The organism is Vibrio sonorensis, from assembly GCF_001854765.1.
Taxonomy (GTDB): Bacteria; Pseudomonadota; Gammaproteobacteria; order Enterobacterales; family Vibrionaceae; genus Vibrio; species Vibrio sonorensis.
In genome coordinates this window covers 51,664-69,862 of the sequence record NZ_LJJE01000063.1, presented here as the reverse complement: position 1 = coordinate 69,862, position 18,199 = coordinate 51,664, and the positions used below count along the sequence as shown (strand labels likewise).

General features: G+C 42.5%; 18 protein-coding genes and 2 pseudogenes. 6 read left to right on the top strand and 14 right to left on the bottom strand.

Translation table 11 applies throughout. From position 1 onward, the window contains the following. Positions 1 to 16 precede the first annotated feature (16 nt). Positions 17 to 1,858 carry a methyl-accepting chemotaxis protein gene (locus BLO31_RS10555; protein WP_070965765.1) on the top strand — a complete coding sequence of 614 codons (1,842 nt, stop codon included), beginning with the start codon at positions 17 to 19 and terminating at the stop codon, positions 1,856 to 1,858. Positions 1,859 to 1,902: 44 nt separating this feature from the next. Here the strand turns inward: BLO31_RS10555 and BLO31_RS10550 are convergent. Further along, positions 1,903 to 2,368, bottom strand: a pseudogene (locus BLO31_RS10550) (YaiI/YqxD family protein). 375 nt (positions 2,369 to 2,743) lie between these two features. Further along, complete coding sequence (locus tag BLO31_RS10545; protein WP_070965762.1) at positions 2,744 to 3,556, bottom strand: alpha/beta fold hydrolase; 813 nt, start codon at positions 3,554 to 3,556, stop codon at positions 2,744 to 2,746. Between the two features lie 197 nt (positions 3,557 to 3,753). On the opposite strand from BLO31_RS10545, the pseudogene BLO31_RS10540 reads away from it, so the two are divergent. Beyond that, a pseudogene (locus BLO31_RS10540) lies at positions 3,754 to 5,429 on the top strand (amidohydrolase). A 61-nt stretch (positions 5,430 to 5,490) separates the two neighbouring features. On the opposite strand, the gene BLO31_RS10535 reads toward BLO31_RS10540, so the two are convergent. From BLO31_RS10535 to BLO31_RS10520, 4 genes are all read right to left on the bottom strand, one after another. Beyond that, positions 5,491 to 6,510 (bottom strand): S1 family peptidase, encoded by a 1,020-nt coding sequence (locus BLO31_RS10535; protein WP_070965759.1) that lies wholly within the window; start codon positions 6,508 to 6,510, stop codon positions 5,491 to 5,493. Between the two features lie 465 nt (positions 6,511 to 6,975). Then, positions 6,976 to 7,527, bottom strand: coding sequence for a hypothetical protein (locus tag BLO31_RS10530; protein ID WP_070965757.1), 552 nt, complete (start codon positions 7,525 to 7,527; stop codon positions 6,976 to 6,978). A gap of 80 nt (positions 7,528 to 7,607) precedes the next feature. Beyond that, positions 7,608 to 8,471 carry an SDR family oxidoreductase gene (locus BLO31_RS10525; protein ID WP_070965753.1) on the bottom strand — a complete coding sequence of 288 codons (864 nt, stop codon included), beginning with the start codon at positions 8,469 to 8,471 and terminating at the stop codon, positions 7,608 to 7,610. Between the two features lie 2 nt (positions 8,472 to 8,473). After that, on the bottom strand, positions 8,474 to 9,103 hold the full coding sequence (locus tag BLO31_RS10520) for a TetR/AcrR family transcriptional regulator (protein ID WP_070965750.1): 630 nt from the start codon (positions 9,101 to 9,103) through the stop codon (positions 8,474 to 8,476). A 133-nt stretch (positions 9,104 to 9,236) separates the two neighbouring features. Here BLO31_RS10520 and BLO31_RS10515 point away from each other — a divergent pair, with 133 nt between their 5' ends. Next, positions 9,237 to 10,424, top strand: coding sequence for an MFS transporter (locus BLO31_RS10515; protein WP_070965746.1), 1,188 nt, complete (start codon positions 9,237 to 9,239; stop codon positions 10,422 to 10,424). Positions 10,425 to 10,596: 172 nt separating this feature from the next. On the opposite strand, the gene BLO31_RS10510 is transcribed toward BLO31_RS10515, so the two are convergent. From BLO31_RS10510 to BLO31_RS10485, 6 genes are all read right to left on the bottom strand, one after another. Next, complete coding sequence (locus BLO31_RS10510; protein ID WP_070965743.1) at positions 10,597 to 10,977, bottom strand: hypothetical protein; 381 nt, start codon at positions 10,975 to 10,977, stop codon at positions 10,597 to 10,599. A gap of 138 nt (positions 10,978 to 11,115) precedes the next feature. Beyond that, entirely contained in the window at positions 11,116 to 11,853 is a 738-nt protein-coding gene (locus BLO31_RS10505; protein ID WP_070965739.1) for an SDR family NAD(P)-dependent oxidoreductase, read from the bottom strand. A gap of 154 nt (positions 11,854 to 12,007) precedes the next feature. Beyond that, on the bottom strand, positions 12,008 to 12,796 hold the full coding sequence (locus tag BLO31_RS10500; protein ID WP_070965736.1) for an alpha/beta fold hydrolase: 789 nt from the start codon (positions 12,794 to 12,796) through the stop codon (positions 12,008 to 12,010). Positions 12,797 to 12,884: 88 nt separating this feature from the next. Beyond that, entirely contained in the window at positions 12,885 to 13,280 is a 396-nt protein-coding gene (locus tag BLO31_RS10495) for a DUF4019 domain-containing protein (protein ID WP_070965732.1), read from the bottom strand. A 112-nt stretch (positions 13,281 to 13,392) separates the two neighbouring features. Further along, the gene (locus BLO31_RS10490) at positions 13,393 to 14,667 is read right to left on the bottom strand and encodes a DUF1835 domain-containing protein (protein WP_070965728.1); all 1,275 of its coding nucleotides are present in this window, start codon (positions 14,665 to 14,667) and stop codon (positions 13,393 to 13,395) included. 211 nt (positions 14,668 to 14,878) lie between these two features. Further along, positions 14,879 to 15,490, bottom strand: coding sequence for a DNA-3-methyladenine glycosylase I (locus BLO31_RS10485; protein WP_070965725.1), 612 nt, complete (start codon positions 15,488 to 15,490; stop codon positions 14,879 to 14,881). A 277-nt stretch (positions 15,491 to 15,767) separates the two neighbouring features. On the opposite strand from BLO31_RS10485, the gene BLO31_RS10480 reads away from it, so the two are divergent. Continuing rightward, on the top strand, positions 15,768 to 16,346 hold the full coding sequence (locus tag BLO31_RS10480; RefSeq protein ID WP_070965721.1) for an FMN-dependent NADH-azoreductase: 579 nt from the start codon (positions 15,768 to 15,770) through the stop codon (positions 16,344 to 16,346). Between the two features lie 22 nt (positions 16,347 to 16,368). Here BLO31_RS10480 and BLO31_RS10475 read toward each other — a convergent pair whose 3' ends face one another. Beyond that, complete coding sequence (locus BLO31_RS10475; RefSeq protein WP_070965718.1) at positions 16,369 to 16,890, bottom strand: TetR/AcrR family transcriptional regulator; 522 nt, start codon at positions 16,888 to 16,890, stop codon at positions 16,369 to 16,371. Positions 16,891 to 17,016: 126 nt separating this feature from the next. Here BLO31_RS10475 and BLO31_RS10470 point away from each other — a divergent pair, with 126 nt between their 5' ends. After that, entirely contained in the window at positions 17,017 to 17,223 is a 207-nt protein-coding gene (locus BLO31_RS10470; RefSeq protein ID WP_070965714.1) for a hypothetical protein, read from the top strand. Beyond that, positions 17,217 to 17,708, top strand: a complete 492-nt coding sequence (locus BLO31_RS10465) for a DUF2867 domain-containing protein (protein ID WP_070965710.1) — start codon at positions 17,217 to 17,219, stop codon at positions 17,706 to 17,708. Before BLO31_RS10470 ends, BLO31_RS10465 begins: the two co-directional genes overlap by 7 nt. A 38-nt stretch (positions 17,709 to 17,746) precedes the next feature. On the opposite strand, the gene BLO31_RS23825 is transcribed toward BLO31_RS10465, so the two are convergent. Beyond that, positions 17,747 to 17,905: a hypothetical protein gene (locus tag BLO31_RS23825; RefSeq protein ID WP_175443207.1), complete on the bottom strand. Its 159-nt coding sequence runs from the start codon at positions 17,903 to 17,905 to the stop codon at positions 17,747 to 17,749. Positions 17,906 to 18,199: the final 294 nt, after the last annotated feature.

The window sequence follows — 18,199 nt, the reverse complement described above, 5'->3', positions numbered from 1 at the left end:
CGACGAGGTTGTTGAAATGAAAACTCGATTTTCAATTTCGCGCAAAATTTATCTGGGTTTCGGTTTGATGCTTTGTATTCTCGCATCTATTGCTACCGTGGCCGTTGTATCACTATACTCCGCTGAAGAGGGGTTTAGCGAATACCGAAGTCTAGCTAGAAACACGAATAATTCTGGCCGAATTCAAGCGAATCTGCTCAGTGTGAGAATTGCAGCTCTGCGATACATAATCCACAACGAATCCACTGATTTAGCGGCTTCTAAGCAGCGTTTCCGACTTTTTAAACAACTCATGTCTCAGGCTAAATCAGAAGCCATCACTGACAACCAATTAGACACCTACCATCAAATCGAGGCTCAGTTTGATGAGTACATTCAGGTGTTCTCTTTAGTCGAAGAAAAAATCGACGCTAGAAACATTATTGTGAGAGACCAACTCAACATTATGGGGCCTCAAATGGAGAGAGCCCTATCTCAAATCTTAGTCACTGCTAAAGAAGATTTTGACATGGAGGCGGCTTACCTCGCTTCTTTATCCATCCGAAACCTATTACTTGCTAGGCTTTACGTCACCAAGTTTCTAGACACTAATGGCAACGATGAAAAAGATCGGGTAACTAAGGAATATCGCGAGCTTAGAAATAACTTAATCAGTTTAGATACGGCACTACAAGACGTTCAGCGAAGACGGCTATTTGAAGAAGTTCAAAAGCTTCTTCCCAAATATATTGCCGCATTTAATGAGCTTACTTTGCTCATAGAAACTAGAAATACCCTTAAACGAGATCGCTTGGATATCATTGGTCAAGATGTTGCACTTATGGCAGAAGACCTAAAGCTAGACATAAAAGAACGACAAGATATTTTAGGTCCAGAACTAGAATCGAAAAAAGAAGGTTTTTTGGTCTTTTTCATTTCAATCAGTCTGATTGCTTTTACCGTTGCAATTGGCTCCGCCTTTATCATCGCCAAATCCGTCACCATACCCATTCAAAAGTCTGTCTCTATCGCTAGGCAATTGGCACAAGGTAACTTATCCATTCCTATCGAAATCAAAAGCAATGATGAAACCGCTGACCTTTTAGCTGCTATGGCTAACATGGTTTCGCGCTTTAAAAAAGTATTAGCCCAAGTGCGCTCTTCTTCAGAACAGTTGTCCGATGAATCAAAAACCGTTAACGGCAATGCCAAAACCATCAGTGAATCTGCTCAACAGCAATCGTTAAATGTAGAAAATACCACAGCAGCCATGACTAGAATGACCTCATTTATCAACAGCAATAGGGAAAGCGCAGTTAAAACTGAAGCGACCGCTTCTCAAGCATCGACCAACACGCAACAAGGCAGTGAAGTGGTTTCCGCCACTGTCGATGCCATGCGTAACATTGCTCAAAAAACCAAAATTATTGATGATATTGCGTATCAGACCAACCTGTTAGCACTCAATGCCACCATTGAAGCGTCTCGTGCAGGAGAATATGGCAAGGGGTTTACAGTCGTCGCTGCTGAAATTAGAAAGCTCGCAGAGCGAAGCCAAGTCGCAGCAGAAGAAATCGGTGTTATCGCTGATAGTAGTGTCATTCTAGCTAACAAAGCGGGCAAACTGTTAGACACTCTTGTCCCGTCTATTAATCAAACCTCTGACGCCGTGAGAGAAATTACCAAAGCTTCAATTGCCCAATCCGAACGAGCGAGATCCGTCAACGAGAGTATGGAGATTATCAGCAGTGTCACTGCGTCGAACCTTCAAACTAGTAAACACTTGTTAATCACCGCACAAAGTATAGAAAGCGAATCGAAGCACCTTAAAGATGCGATAGCATTTTTTGACGTCTCTTCTCTTACGCAAAGGGCGTGAAACGATGACCATCGCACCTCAATACCCCACGCCATTGGACTAGCTTACTTTTGGCTGGCATTGAACCTTTGTGCTTTCAACAACCATTTGTCTAGTTCATTCGCAAACTGTTGGCGATCGGATTGTGACAATGGCGGAGGTCCCGAGGTTTGGATCCCACTACTGCGCAGTGTATCCATGAAATCACGCATGTTCAGACGAGACTTTATATTCTCTTTGGTCATTGCTTCCCCCCTAGCTTAAGGCTAATGCACCCTTAGTAATAACTTCATCCGCTAGGGGAATATCTGACGTTATCACCAGGTCGCCTTCGTGAACTCTTTGCACAATTTCATTGTCCGCCACATCAAAGCCCGCCTGTACTTGAACCGATTTGATGTATTGACTTGGTGGTGTTCGAATAAACTGATTCGCCACTAAGGTGACGCTGGTTTTCGTGCGCTCAGCACCGCGGAATAGAATTTCTTTAATCACAACTGGACAAGCGTCAGCATCGACCCAAATTTGCATTTTGTATCTTCTTAATTGCTTTATTGCATGCTAGTTTACTCGTTATTGTGGCTTAGTGCACGAGAGTATGTATTCCACTACATTTTCGGATATCAAACGATATGTCTCACGCCTTTCAAGCAGAGCAATTGTGTCAAACACTGTTTTTATCGCTATTAGGTTAGATGATTACATCGCAGGTGAAAATGGGGACCTTAGTTGGTTGCACAACATTCCAAATCCTGCCAATTATTGCCAATAAATTCATGCTTCAGGTTTTGGAAAGCGATTTATCTTGATTAGTGTTAAGCCGCGAACAGTACTCAATAAGTTTGTCTATTTTTACAGCTATTGAAACTAACAATCAGCATTTGGCCCCATGGTGGGGCCATATCATTAATTTAAGAAGGTCGAGATTGATTGAATCAGTGTTTCTGGCTCCTCTTCAATCACCAGATGACCAGCATTCTTTATTGTCGAAAGCTGTGCCTGTGGAATAGCGTTGGCGAGACGATAAGCCTGTTCTACAGGGATCCAAGTATCTTCTTCTCCCCACATAACAAGTGTTGGAGTATCAACTTCCGCAAGCTTCTCTTCAATTTCTTGTGTAAAGGCCATGTCCGCTTGAGCAATCTGACGGTAAAAACCAGCTTTGCCTTTGTCTCTAGTCCAAAAGCCTATCGTTTGTAATAAAGTCTCTTCACTGAGTTCTTGATAAGCGGCTGTTTTGATATATGCCTCAACAATAGCCTTATGAATATAGTCCGGTACCCCAGCGAAAGCTTGCTCATATTGGTTTACATGCTTAAAAAATGGAGATCCCCACGGAGAGAATACCACGGGGTCAATAACCACCATTTTCTTGAATCTCTGCTTGTTAAGTAAATGACATCTAAGTACTGTCGTCCCACCAAAGTCATGGCCTACGACGTAGGGTTTTTCAATTCCCCACTCTCTAATTAAAGCGTCTAAAAGTCGGTTTTGAACACCTAGGGAGACGTCGGCGTCAGGCTTGTCTGATTGGCCGTAACCCAACAAATCGAAATAGTAGACTTTAAACCTTTGAGACAATCCCTTGATAAGATGTCTTAAATTGTATGACGACCACGGTGTCCCATGCACAAGGACTAGAGGTTCACCTTGTCCTTTTACATCATATTTGATTGTATGGCCTTCGAATTTAAACTCGCGTTGTAAAATATGGTCCACTTTTTACTCCAAATTACTGTATGTAAAGACAGTAATACTTTTTAACCTATATGTAAAGCTTTGAATAATTGACTGTTTTTCACACAGTCAACTTATCACTATTGATAACTCCTCAACACTTCACCTCCCCAGCCATTTGCCAAAGTTATATTTTCTCTATACTTAGCTAAGCAGTGGATAATCAATAGGACCCTCTGATGAGAGACGCAGTAAAGGTCGTGGTGGGACTTTGTGCTTTGACGTGCTCTTGGGCTTTACACGCTCAAGGTGCAGACACCCTTTTAATAAATGCTAACATTTACCAACATCCGCAAGCTCAAGCGCTAGCAATAAAAGATGGTAAAATTTTGGATATCGGAAGTAATGTCGATATGGCTATCTACCGAGAAAATGCCACCCATATTGTCGACATAGAGAACGCTTTTGTAATGCCTGGTTTTATTGACAACCACAACCACGTTTTTGAAGCGGCTTCGCCCGTTGGTGGGGGATGTGAACTGGCATCAGATGCAACGCTACTAGATCAGGTCCCCTATCTCAAAAAATGCCGCAGAGAAGATCAGACCAAGGGTTGGATTATTGGTTACGGTTTTACCATAGATTCGATCCTAGAAAGCCAGGCAAAAATGACGCCATTGGAAGTCATTGATAGTATATTCCCCGATCAACCCATCATTATTATGGAGCAATCATCCACTCAATGTGGGTGAACTCTGTTGCGCTCGATAAAGCCAAAATCACCATCTTGTCACCCGATCCCGCCGGAGGAAAAATACTCAAAGATCCAGAAACTGGAAAGCTACTTGGCATCCTTTTAGACAACGCTGGTGACAGATTGATGGAGCTCGCGTGGAACAGTATCGATGATCAGTTCGAAGCCAGTTACGAGGGATTACTGGCCGGTTTAGAGCAAGCGGCCATTCACGGCATCACCACAATCGGTGACGGGCGCATGTATTGGAAACGCGGCTGGTATGAAGTCTGGATGGAAGCAGAACAAGAAGGTGACTTAACTGCGCGAGTTTCAGTAAGGCCTTGGATCTATCCCGCCTCACCAATGCTAAACCAACTAAAATACTTTGAATCCATATATTCTGATGACTTAGCTCGTTTATTGATTGTTAATCAAGTAAAAATGTACAGTGATGGTATCTTCATCAATGGAACGGCAAAAACGTTGGCGCCTTACCTAAACACTTATCTACCTGAGCACCCTTTTGGAATCAACTATATACCACCGCAAGCACTTTCAGGATGGTTGGAGTCATTAACTCGCATAGGATATGGCGGACACATCCACGCAATTGGCGACGGTGCAGTAAGAGAAGCCCTAGACGCCATTGAAAACATTCGACTACAAGGAATGGAAACGCCTTTTACTCTAACCCACATTGAGCTTGTCGATGAAAGCGACGTGGAGCGCTTTGCAAAGCTGAACGTAACCGCTGATTTCCAAGTAGGTTCCGATTATGTCGCACAGCAAGACCATAGATGGGCAGAGCTGTTGCTTGGGGCAAAAAGATCCCACGCTTTGATGAACCTCAGGAGCATGTACAACTCAGGTGCTAACGTCACCTTAAGTAGCGATTGGAACGTACACGACATCAATCCTATCGTTGGTATTGCTAATAGTTTATCGATGCAAAACAAAGGACTTCCGGATATTACCTCAGCGATTAACGCCTATACCATCAATGCAGCCGAAAGCTTGGGGTTAGAAACTGTCACTGGTTCCATCGAGATAGGAAAGTCCGCAGATTTCGCAGTATTGGATAAGGATATAACCAAAGCAAGCACACCAGAAGAAATCAAGCAGTCCAGAGTTATTCTGACCCTTCTTCAAGGAGAAGTCGTGTTTGACGAAGTAAGGTGAAGCTTTCTTTGTTCAACAGCTAACGCCATTCCCAGAGACGAGAATGGCGTTAACAATTGTGCTACTCAAATACAATTTGCCGATGCTTATATACATGGTGCCCCCTGTAAAGAGACAAAAAGAGTATTAAGCAAACTATATAAACAGAGATACTACCACCACCGCTACTCTGTTCACTGTAATGAGGTGGCGATTGGTCATTTTGATTCGAAGTGGGGTTAACTGTAGCTAGGTTACCGTTGATGGCTGCGAAGATCCAATCTTGGTAATCGGTCACTTCAGTATAAACAGATGTAGGGTTATCACCAGACATAGTAGAACACGACTTGCTACCAAAACTAATGATGCCTACTTGGATATACTTTCCACTTTCCTGCTCCGATTCGTAATACAGTGGTCCACCGGAGTCTCCAAAGCAAGGAGCCCCAAAAGATCCATTTGAGTCTGAATAGAACTGGCTGCACAATTGTGTATCTCTAAGGTTAGAGCGATAGCCTAAGCATTGATCATGAGTAATAAGATCCACTTCAGCAGAGTGCAAAAAGCTGTTTGCGGTTTTAGAGAATGGGTCCGTTGCCCCATACCCGTTAACATATAGCAAACCATCTTTCGAGAGCATTGAATATTCTGAACGGTAATCTTGCTCATTATCTGATATAGAGATTTTTGAGAGATTTAGTTTTGCACTTTTTGAAATATTTACAATTGCAATATCGTGTACCAAACTGTTTTGTTCATAACTTTCGTGAACATAAACATTTTTGATTTCTAATAATTCATTAGTTAATTGGCTCGCATTTGTTGTACCTAACGCGACAAAAGTATTATCGTCCCACTCATTAAAACAGTGTGCCGCGGTTAATACATGAGTATCGTCAATCAAAGATCCCGAACAAACGGCAAATATATTGCTCGTTTCAGGTTCAATTCTGACAATTCTTGCCATGAAGCTTGACCGATAGTCACTAACTATGTCACCTAAAATCACAAAAGGCTCGTCGCTCGCTAAAGAGAGTTGAGAGTACAGCAGGGTTAATAGTAGAGTTGCTGTTTTTAAATAAATCCTAACTAACGTATTCATATGGCCTCCCGAACATTGACAATGTTCTGCTACTAAATTCGTCATCTTAAAATAAGGCAAAATATTTTTACTATTTATGTATTTGCCTATATCTAAAATTTTGTAGCTGCCATATCAAATAGTCAAACTAAATATATTATAATATTTATTAACTTATAAGCTTAGTAAATATTGCATTTATAAAACAACATGTTATTAAAACTATAAATTACAATATTAGTAAATATTATTAATAGATATTACTATCTTGGGTTAGAAATTGAGAGTAAAAACACAAACAATTGTAATAAAAATGTATCATAGAGCATTTTTATAAATAATTAAATGTTTGTGCTATTTAAGTCGTCTTTAATGCTAAATATCCATTGAAATGAAAGTTAGACCTATAAATCAATAAGTTAAATAGCCTGCATTGCGGCGGAGAACTTAGGCGATGTCTTCTGATGGTAAACGAGATACCTTATATTAATCGTCAACGTTTTTTTGGTAGTGTTCAACAGCAAAGCTAAACATCACTTTAGTTATAAAAAACAGACAGGTACTCGTCATCCAAAGCGGCATATTCATTTGAATGGTCATCGTCATCCCCAAACACAACAAGGTTGCTGCGATAAAGAGCTGCTTGGAATGCCCTCTAAGCAAATTTACCACCACGGCAGAGGCAATGGTAAACGCCCAAACCACAAAAGAATCACTTAAATCTCCACCAAGTAGCCAAGCTGCTAATGGCAGGTGGAAATGAATGGCAATAAAGTTCCAGCGGCTTTTCGGTCGAGCCGCGTAAAAACTGTTGGTACCTTTCGAAAAGTTCGCCACACAACCTGCAACGATATCGGCAATGATGATAAAACCGATCACTTGTGACCATACAGGCACGCTGAACTTAGCATCAAACTGATATATGTAAATAGAGGCTGTCACTAACACGGTAAACACTAGAATAACGCCCGCTTCGAACCAAGTTTGCGTTTCGCCAAGGGCTTCGTGTAAGGCTTTGGGTACTTGAAATGTTTTCATACGTTGTCCTTTGTCATCAATATTGCCCAACACTCTTCTTCGCCAGCAGTGTGGTATAGAAGAGTGCTAGGAAATTTTACTTAATCATTTGCCGCAAGTTGGCCATAAAACTCAGCCAATGTTTCGCCGCCGTAAGTTGGTGCGAGCATGTCTTTCCCACTGACTGTTAAGAAAAACTCTGCAGGACCCGTCCATTGTTCAGGTAGTCGACTCGCTCCCCAAACCAGACCACGTCTCCACCTATCAGGAAGATAAGTCACTCTGGTTTTTTTGTTGATTGCTTCAAACGCTAACTCTGCCGCTTCGCGATGACTGAGGATCTCCGGACCACCGACATCGAGCTCTTTATCTTTCCAATGCATCGCCTGTAAGGTGAACTTGGCTAAGTCTCTACCGTGAATTGGATTTAACCTTTGCTCGCCATCGCCAAATAGGTAAACCCTCCCCTGTTTGGCCATATTGAAAAGCTCAGCCATATCACAAAAAAATCCGTTCGGCCGAATTACACACCCTTCCAACTCTTCGGTGTCTAGCAGCGTTTGAGCGAACTTTTCTTTGGCATGTAGCAATCGTACTTGTTGATTTTGGTTGGCGTTCAGTGCGGAAATATAAATAAACTTTTCAACACTGGCACTTTTCGCTTCTTCCAGCAGATTTATGTTTGCTTGATAGTCGACGTCCATATAGGTCAGGCCATCTCGTTGGCGTGTAATACCCAAACAGGAAATCACCACGTCAAAGCCATCGCAGCACCCAACTAATGACTTAGGATCGGTCACTTGGGCGATACAAATTTGCTCATCACGTACACCTTGTTTGAGTAATTTGTCTTTACTTCTCGATAGCGCAACAAAATTGGCGTCGCTAGCCAGTAACTCTGAGACAATATGTAACCCCAGATAGCCAGTTGAACCTGCTATTAGTATTTTTGGTTGGCGATCCATATTTACTCCTCTAGCTTGCTGAGCTGAAAGAAAAAATGCGTAGTTTTTACAACGTGTTCATTTAACTCATCTGGGCTTAAGCACATATAACCCGTGAACTTTAGCTGATCGTAAAATGGGCTGATCCACAAGTGATAAAGCATTCGTCCTAGTTCTAACTGACTAAAACTTGAGTGCGATAAACCGGCTTCGCTTAATAACTCGCTGATCTTCATTTCTGCTTTTCCGGGACCCATTTTGTAGACCTTTTTACGCAATGACGCAAAGCTGTCTCCTGATGCGGCCATTGCGTTATCAAAGGCAACAATTTCCGGTTGGCTCAACAAGTGAACCAGTTGGTGTCCAAGTTGCACTAACGACGCCTCAATGTTTGCTTGTGGGTCATTGGTTCGTTCGAGAAGTAAGGCCTGCTCGGTCAGTGTTTCTACATACGCTTCGATAATGCCTTCTAAGCTGCCGAAGCGGTTGTACAGCGTGACCTTAGATACACCAGCCAGCCTTGCAATTCTCTCCATAGAAAGCTTTGCGATGCCTTGGCTAACAAATATTTCATTAATCGCAGCAAAGATTCTTTCGGTTTTTTTGTTATCGATTGGTCTTCCTGCTTGAGACGACGTTTTGTTTTCGTTCATCGTTCCCCCCTCTTCGTTGCATAAAAGATATCCAATTAGATTATTGTACGCAACCGTTCAATAATAAATTTCAAAAATGATCGCACTCGCGAGATAGCCGCTTGACTATTAAACACTTCACATATAGAGTTTCGTGATCAAAAAACCCAACAACATTATGAAAAACAGAAACTTAGCTAGAATCTATTGGTTTAATCAATCTTTTCAATGGTTTGCTACTGGTCTACTTTTACCCGTCATGACCCTAGTTCAATTGGATAAAGGGCTCTCACTTGCGGATGTTGGACTATCTTTAGCGATCTACTCTGCAATGACTATTTTGTTCGAGCTCCCCACTGGTGGCTTAGCTGACGCGATTGGTAGACGCAGAGTATTTTTGACTTCTGTAACCGTCACCTTCTTTGCCGCTCTCGCTCTATTACTGGCCAACTCGCTGATTGGTGTCATGTTCTCTTTTGCATTGCTAGGTGCGGCGCGCGCCTTGATGTCGGGAACAATAGATGCGTGGTTTGTAGACACTTATCAAAAGCAAGCACCTGAAGAAGATCTCCAACCCATATTTGCTAAATTGGGCATTTTTGTCACCTTGGCATTAGGGGTCAGTTCTCTGTTAGGCGGTTATTTACCTCAAACCGAACTTGCCTTATACATCGCTGAAAAAACGTGGGCTGACCAATACTCTTTAAACCTGTTGAGCATCATGTTTTTGATGATTTGCCAAATGGGGCTAACACTATGGCTTGTAAAAGAACCCAAAGAGAATCATGGTGAACAGGGGATTTTGAATGGGTTGAAGGCCTTCCCGTCGATTATTTCTGATGCTGCTACCTTTGGGGTGAAAAACAAACACGTACTCGCACTGGTGATTTCGTCTAGTATGTGGTGCTTTGCTATCGCCGGTGTCGAGATGCTTTGGCAGCCTCAAGTAAGAGATATTGCCGCAGAAGAATACTCTACAGTGATGCTTGGCTATTTGGGTGCGGGGTACTTTCTTTTTGCTGCTGTGGGCAATGCTCTGGCTACGCCATTCAGCCGCCTGTTTCGCTTTAACCACGCCAAGCTATTAACGGTAATGCGACTGTTTATGGGTGGTGCACTTATCGCCTTGGCAGTAAGCAATACGCTTTATCTTTTCGCGCTGTGTTATTGGTTACTATTTTTGATCAATGGCGTGAAAGAATCCCCCCATACCGCGATGTTCAACAAAGCGATTCCATCGGATAAGCGGTCGACCTTGCTCTCATTTGAATCTTTTGCCATGCAAATAGGTGGGCTGTTAGGTTCTTTGATTCTCGCTTTGCCGCTGAGCATCAATCGATAGAGTTTTCGTGGCTCATTGCCGGAGCAGTGTTGATGAGTTCGGCGTTGGCCTACGGTTGGCTTGCTTGGCGCCAAAAGGAAGTTGAGTAGACAGGTCTCTACGAGTAATAAGTTACCCAGTGGAAAAACTAAAAAACCCGCGACTGTCACGCGGGTTTCTAATCAATATCAGGTTATTTACCGGACATATAACCAGAAGCAACCAATAAATCGCGTTCTTGTTTAATTAACTGAGCGCGATCTTGTATCAGTTCTAGCAAAGCTTGAGAAGGCTCTCCTGCCACGGTTTTAAACTCTTCAAATGTATTGGCACTTTCAATCTTAACAAACAGAGCCGATATAAAGTTGCGAGCTTCACACGGATTTTCCGTCGTCTTAAAGTACTCGACACTTTTAGCCGCGTTTTTCATTTCTTCCAACAGTTCGACAGGGCTAGAATCGTTAGCAACGACCATATAGTTATCCAATACTCTTTTTGCATAGACAAGCTCATTAAGTGGAATATCTCTTCCACTTACTATCAGAGAATCATTAAGAATCTTGTTTGAATCCATGGTCTTTCCTTCGATCAATTCATATATATACATCAAATACCGCTTCAGTCTAATGAATTCGCACGTCAAAGGGAAGCCATTGAATGAGTGAATTTTAGTTACTTTTAATGAATAGATATTCTGTGGCGAGATAAGTCACTAAGCCAGACTTAAACCACCGTCCACGACAAGTGTATGACCCGTAATGTACTTGGCTTTATCGCTAATTAAAAACTCAATGGCATCAGCTATCTCTTCACAGCTTGCAAAGCGTCCCATCGGTACTTCCTGTTCAACTTGCACTTTCAGTTCCGGTTCGGCTTCGACTCTTTCTTGCCACCTAGGTGACCACGTCACGCCAGGAGCGACAGCATTGACTCGAATTCCCTCAGCCACCGACTCAAGCGCCAATGTCCGAGTCATACCCTCTAGCGCATGTTTAGCGGCACTGTACATCGCAGCATTAGGTGTCGGCCTTAGACCGTTAACGGAACTGACATTAATTATCACGCTGCCTTTCTCCATGAGTTTAAGCTCATGTTGAAGGCTGTATGCGTGCGCAAGAAAATCAGAATTTAGGGTCTGGGTTGCCTTACTAAATGGTAGGTCCCTGAACTTACCCAGTGAAGCGATGGCCGGCGACGCGTTATTAACGGCAATAGTGAGTTTCGAAAACGTCTGTTGAATAAAGTAAAAAAGCTCATCAACATCACTTTGAACTGTCATATCCACGGTTTTGTGGAGTACCTTATCCAACTCAGGATACTGCTGCAAAGCGTGTTGCCAGCTCTCTTTTGTTCTCGAACAGGTGACCACCGTTGCACCTGAAGCCACCAAACGACGAACCACACTTAAACCAATACCTTTTGTTCCACCAGTGACAAGTGCTATCTGCATAATCCTTTACCTTCATTACTTTAGTTAACTATCTTCGGCTAGCTAAACGAACAACCACCGCCACCTATTTTGGAGTAGCTTTAAACCAACTGTGAGTAATTCTGCAAAGAAAACAAGGAAGAACTATCAATATCAGTAAATTACTTTGTAAGCGCTATTTAATATTCTGTTCTAGAGACAAGAAAAATGTTTCGATCTCTTTTGCCAACTCCGAACTACTCTGAACGTGCACATCGTGTTCAGCACCAGCTAATTCTACCCTCTGGCAGTTGTCAATAAGACTACTATCCGCCCTCAAATCCGCCGATGTATACAAATGATCTTCTTCACCTCTGACAAGTAAAACGGGACACTCTATACCCTCGATAGCGGTCTGCGGATAGTTATCAGGATCTAGGTAAGACCACATAGAGAACACGGCAGTAGAAAGGCGTGTAAAACACGGGGCAGGATTACTCTTTTCATATTCTTCGACCTGCTCTGGGAAGTACTCGCGCCAAAGTTTTTCATTCATTTGACTAAATATTTGGTAACCCGGTGTCTGTTTTGTAATTTGACCATGAGCACCTACCGCAACCAAGCCCAATACCTTGTTTGGGTTAAATACGGACAACCGCAAACCAGTAATACCGCCATCGCTAAAACCAACAATGATATACTCTTTGAGTTTGAGTTGATGACAAAGCTCTTCGATGTCTTCTTGATAGACTTGATAACTGAGAGGGGATGAGCCTAGCTCCGATAGCCCGTGCCCACGGAAATCGACACCAATATATCGATAATCTTTTGGCAGAGAAGCCAATAGTCCATTGTACTCGGTCAGATTACCCAATCCTCCATGCAGCAGAATTACTGCAACAGCGTCCTTTGAACCTGTTTCTTCAATATACAGTGATGCACCGTTAACGGCTACATAGCGACCTTTTTGATGATCAAACTTCATATAAACTCCATACAAACAACTGGTTTATATGAAGTTTATAATGTTGAACTGTCAGATTTTGTCAGTAAGTTTAAGCAGGCCTATAAACCTATCGATCATTAATGTAATAACCAATGACCTTCCACTCACCACTGGCATCGGTCACCGTTACCGTTTCCGTTTTCTGAGCAGATGAAAAGTCCGTCACATATTGAATAACACTATACTCACCTTTTGGTGCTTCTGGTGGGTTAACGACGGTTTCCTCTTTAGACTTGGTGCGTGAGACAAGTGTTCCCAATGGCATTCTTGCTTGGTTTAACGCTTGAATCCATTTTTCTTGTGGAACTTGCTCCTTGAAATGTGAATCAGCTTGTTGCCAACTCACTTCATAAGCCCCAGAGTCAACCACTTGAAGCCAAGCCGCCGCTTCTTTTTCCGCGATGTCAGAGGCATTTGCAACAGCACTTAGAAAAACGCTGGCTACTAAAATTTGTTTAATCATACTTTAACCACTCCTGTACCTCTTCCCCAAAAAGAACTTAACGCAAAGATAAGCCGCATTACAAGTCTGTTTTATGGTTTTATTAGCAGGATCAAATTATCAAACAGAGGTGTTAGCTGCCATTGCGGTACTTGATCATCGTCGCCAACTGCTTGTGATCCCAAGCCCAACCACTATCCTTGGCCAGTTTTATCCCACCAACAAACTCTTCATTAGGACGATGCACATATTTTCCTTGCAAACACTGATTGCCTTGCTCGGTTAACTTTAGCTTGTGCTGTAAGAAACTAGACTGACTGTAATTTACGGTTAGAAGAGGAACCTCGCATTGGACTAGAGGTTTCAACATGGCCCAAAACATTAAATCACCTAGGAAAGGAAGAGGTTCTTTACTTTGATATCGGGTAAACAGATCAGATACCGTGATTTCAGGGTTGTCTTTTAATACTTCCAACGTGAGATAACAAGTCATGCTTAGGCCATGACTCACGCTTGGAAGCTGCTGTAAATGACGAATAAGAACCGGATGAATGAACGGGAACCTCGCTTGAGTATTACCGCTCAACAAGCTAACCACCGCCAAAGGATCTGGTTGGCAAAGCGCATTCCATATTTGTTTTGCCAGTTTAACCTGTGAACTTGAAACCTTTTTGCGTTTCTTCCAGCAACTGCGGATGCTTTCTGGTGGCAGTTGTCCTAACCCAATGTAACGCTCACTTCCTGGAAAACTATTCACCTCGATAATCTCTACCTTGCCCAGTTCTGAATCCTTCAAATGGGCCAGCAGATAAATCATCATTAGCTGATCGTAGTTGTCATGCTCAACCCAAAAGACGATCTGTTTATATTGGTCGGAAGTTAACTGAGCCCAGTTGTCTCTCTCCTGCTCAAGAATTTCAGCGGGCGTCGTTGTATTCCCCTCAATCTCATTGAGATAGTGATCATAGACGAACTTGGCCCTAAGCTGACTTTGCTTAGCCGCATCTAAAAATAACGGACCAACGCAAAACGGGTCTATCCAAGGTAAAAAGTCACCGACAAAGCCAGCATCTGAGAGCGTCGACTCAATATCATGGCCACACCGAACGTGTAAGCAACTCAACTGCTCGTCGGGGGCATAGGTCGCGTTGACAATCGCCTGCTTTTCTTTTTCTTGGGTTTCTATATGTTGCTTGAGTTTGGCCCAAGAACTCAGTCCATGCTCCCTTGCAATCATAAGCTGCACGTCGGCAAGTTTAACGGAACACACATCTAACGAATGGTTGGGGTAAAAGTGGCGGAGCTTTTGCCACTGAATGGCATCATTGTTTTTCAGTAATATCAATCTGCGCTTAGCTTGCGACTTAAGAAAATTGAGATTGAGCGAAAATGCATTTCGTTGAGTCATATATTCACCTTTTTATTGTCTCTGCGCTCGCTTTCAGAAAAAGGTAAATAGCGTTTAATCCCTCATCAAATGAAGGCAGGAAAACCACTCTTGCACTTTGTGCTTTCCGCGAGCCGGTGGCTCAGAGTCGAGCCACCGCCAGTATAGCAAAACAACTTATGCCAACAACTTAAAATCCGAGTTAAAACCGCGTATCTCACAAGTAAAGTAGTTATCTAAGCTCGGGCTTGGCAAATTGACGACGGGCCAACGCCGCTTTCTCTCTGGTGACGCATTGCAAACTGTGGTCGTTAATCAACCCCATAGCTTGCATAAACGCAAATGCAGTTGTTGGACCAACAAACTTCCAACCTCTTTTCTTAAGGACTTTGGCAAGTGCCTTTGCTTCTTCAGACGTTGTTCTGGTTTGTGGATCGGGGTAATCCGTTTTCGGCTCAAAGCTCCAAAAGAATCCCGCGAGTGAGCCGCACTCCTCAACCATTTCTACTGCTCGTTTAGCGTTGTTGAGTACTGCTTCTATTTTGCCTCGGTGGCGGATGATACCTTTGTCCAGTAGCAGTCTTTCAACATCAGATTCATCGAAGTTCACCAGTTGGAAAAAATCAAAACCACAAAATGCTGCCCTCAAGTTCTCCCGCTTGGCCAATATCGTTCGCCAACTTAAACCTGACTGAAAACTCTCTAGACATATCTTCTCAAACAGTCGTTGATCATTGTCGACAGGGAACCCCCACTCATTATCGTGGTAGCCGACAAATTCTGGCGCGCCGCCACACCAACGACAACGTGGACGACCATCTTCAGCAACAAAAAGCTCACTCATTAATTGTTTTCCCTATAAAAATACTAAACGCGGATCAAATCGGTAGATAGTTAAAATAGCTTGCTCTTTATTTGCTTTGTTTACAAGCCGAGCACCTTTCAGTCTAAGAATAAAACCTACAACGAAACATTTTTCGCAATAACCACTTATTCGAAATTTTTGAACGAGACAGACAGAGTTCTCCTATTATCCAGATGAATGTTTGCCCCTAAACTGGCTTTCAAACAATCAAAGCCAGCCAGTAACATGGCTTAAAGTAGAATTAAGGAAATTCATTATGTCAAAACTACTCGTTATCAAATCTAGTATTCTCGGCGAGCACTCACAGTCTAACCAACTGATAAACCATGCTATTGAAGGAAGAAATGACGTTACTGTTCGTGATTTAGCAACTGACCCTATCCCAGTATTAAACGCAAAAGCACTAACGGCAATTGGTGGTGGTGAAGATCTATCTGATGAACTACAAGATATTCTCGATCTATCAAATAATTTGGTGGAAGAACTGAAACAAGCCGATACCGTGCTGATTGGTGCCCCCATGTACAACTTCATGGTTCCTACTCAGTTGAAAAACTGGTTCGATATTATGGCTCGTGCCGGTGTTACATTTTCCTATACTGAACAGGGACCAAAAGGTTTAATAGAAAACAAAAAAGTGGTTGTTGTAACAACGCGCGGCGGAAGCTACCAAGGTACAGACAAAGAACACGTGACTGGTTACCTTAAAACCGTGCTATGGTTCTTTGGTCTAACAGACGTGGAATTTGTTTATTCTGAATCGCTAGCCATGGGCGAAGAAGTTGCCCAAGCTAGCCGTGAAAAGGCACGAGCAGAGCTAATCGCCAAGCTATAAGACGCAACTTGGCATTGGAAATTTAGCCCTGTAGCAATACGCGGTATTTACTTTCCAATGCCTTTAACGCTTCTTCGGCACTGGGCTGAGGTTTGCTTAAGTGAAATACCAGAGTCATAAAATATGCGTCTAGGATGAGAGGAACAATCTCTTTAATCTGCTCCGAATCGCGCAGATTTGAAAAGAGCGCGTGATTAAACTTCTGGTAATAGTCCATATCCCACAACACTTCTTTCAATAACGCGCGCGATAGATCCACGTTATCAAAATAATATCTGTAGTAAACATCAGCAAAAGCCATACCGATATCCAGCAAGCCACCTTGTTCTGAAACATCTATTTTTTTTGCGAGATCATTAACTTGGTGACTTACCCCTTCGCGAAGCATGTCCAACTTAGAAGGAAAATGACTAAACACGGTTCCGTCAGCAACTCGCGCAGCTCTTGCGATTTGTCTTGTCGTCGTCACTTCGTACCCCTGCTCAGCAAACAGCTGCCACGCAGTATCGAGAATTTTTTGTCTGGTAAGCTGACGCTTGTTCATTTTTCACCGTCCCATATTGATGCGAGTCATCATACATTTAGCCATCTTAACACTCAAGCATTGACAAATTGAGCGCGCTCAATTATAAAAATGAGCACGCTCAATTTAAATGTACAGAGAGACATTATGCAATTACCGTTAGTCAGTCAAAACCCCCTGCTAAGGTTTATTCAAAAGCTGTTTTACTATCCGATCATATTTGCATTTTCAGCATGTATGCTTACTTTGATCGCGCTGGTATTGTTTCCCGGTGGTATTGGCGTACTCGCCATAATTGGCGGACGTGAAGTGAGAGCAGATATGTTCAAAGCCGCGAAGGAGGCCTTATGGTAGAAGAAATCCCATTTCCAGAAGAGTGCAGCATTGCATTTAATCGCAACGGTGACCACTTTTGTGACGCATACGAATTTGAAGTTGCTGATATGACAGCTCAAGCACTTTACCAACACATATTTTGCGACCTACCACCTTTGGTCAAACGTGCCATGACTATCAGAAACCACATGGTTAAACCATTTGGTTTTACTACTTACCCCATCGAACTACCCCAAGATTTTTCGCTGGCGGTAGGGGAAAAATTTGGACTCCACACGATTGAAGTGTGTAACGATCACGAGGTCATTGCTCACGCCAGCGAACACAATATGAGTATTTGGATTTCTTTAACCAAATCAGGCCCTAAAAGATATACCATGGCTTGTGTTGTGAATATGAAGACAAGATTAGCTAGGGCTTATGTTGGTTTTATCATTCCTTTTCATCGGATCGTTGTAAAAATGTCGGTAAAACGCGCTTTAAACAAATTGAAGACCGCCTAATGCCCTTTCTAGAAGCCAAGCTAGCTAAAGGCTTGGCTTTAGAGTTTTTGATCGTCCAACCATTTAAGTAATGTCGGGACAAACTCTGGAGTTAAAGCACTTTCACCCATCCAAATCATTTTAAACCAGTCCGTAACCCCCAGATTTTGACCGCCAAATTGGTCGGCTTTTAATAACCCGTGAGAAGCGTTTTCCAACAGGTGTACGTCAACAAAGGGGGGCTTTGTCCGTTTCCAATACGCGAATTCACTAAGTGCATCGACATTTTTCCCTGTGTCCTATTTTAAACACTCATATCGATATCGTAATTTAGGGTTAAATAGAAATTAGAAGCAAACTTTTCAACGATAAAACCAAAAGTAAAATACAAGTCATTATTAACACATAGGGACTTTAAAAGTCCCTATCAAAAAACAAGTGAGAAAACAAACCAAAAAACAATACATTAAATATATTTAATGTAAATAAATCATAAAGATATCGTTCTGTTT

Bases quoted from the DNA above. Each gene is read 5' to 3' on its own strand.
- BLO31_RS10555 (WP_070965765.1), top strand. From the start codon at position 17: ATGAAAACTCGATTTTCAATTTCGCGCAAAATTTATCTGGGTTTCGGT.
- BLO31_RS10535 (WP_070965759.1), bottom strand. From the start codon at position 6,510: ATGAATACGTTAGTTAGGATTTATTTAAAAACAGCAACTCTACTATTA.
- BLO31_RS10530 (WP_070965757.1), bottom strand. From the start codon at position 7,527: ATGAAAACATTTCAAGTACCCAAAGCCTTACACGAAGCCCTTGGCGAA.
- BLO31_RS10525 (WP_070965753.1), bottom strand. From the start codon at position 8,471: ATGGATCGCCAACCAAAAATACTAATAGCAGGTTCAACTGGCTATCTG.
- BLO31_RS10520 (WP_070965750.1), bottom strand. From the start codon at position 9,103: ATGAACGAAAACAAAACGTCGTCTCAAGCAGGAAGACCAATCGATAAC.
- BLO31_RS10510 (WP_070965743.1), bottom strand. From the start codon at position 10,977: ATGGATTCAAACAAGATTCTTAATGATTCTCTGATAGTAAGTGGAAGA.
- BLO31_RS10505 (WP_070965739.1), bottom strand. From the start codon at position 11,853: ATGCAGATAGCACTTGTCACTGGTGGAACAAAAGGTATTGGTTTAAGT.
- BLO31_RS10500 (WP_070965736.1), bottom strand. From the start codon at position 12,796: ATGAAGTTTGATCATCAAAAAGGTCGCTATGTAGCCGTTAACGGTGCA.
- BLO31_RS10495 (WP_070965732.1), bottom strand. From the start codon at position 13,280: ATGATTAAACAAATTTTAGTAGCCAGCGTTTTTCTAAGTGCTGTTGCA.
- BLO31_RS10490 (WP_070965728.1), bottom strand. From the start codon at position 14,667: ATGACTCAACGAAATGCATTTTCGCTCAATCTCAATTTTCTTAAGTCG.
- BLO31_RS10485 (WP_070965725.1), bottom strand. From the start codon at position 15,490: ATGAGTGAGCTTTTTGTTGCTGAAGATGGTCGTCCACGTTGTCGTTGG.
- BLO31_RS10480 (WP_070965721.1), top strand. From the start codon at position 15,768: ATGTCAAAACTACTCGTTATCAAATCTAGTATTCTCGGCGAGCACTCA.
- BLO31_RS10475 (WP_070965718.1), bottom strand. From the start codon at position 16,890: ATGAACAAGCGTCAGCTTACCAGACAAAAAATTCTCGATACTGCGTGG.
- BLO31_RS10470 (WP_070965714.1), top strand. From the start codon at position 17,017: ATGCAATTACCGTTAGTCAGTCAAAACCCCCTGCTAAGGTTTATTCAA.
- BLO31_RS10465 (WP_070965710.1), top strand. From the start codon at position 17,217: ATGGTAGAAGAAATCCCATTTCCAGAAGAGTGCAGCATTGCATTTAAT.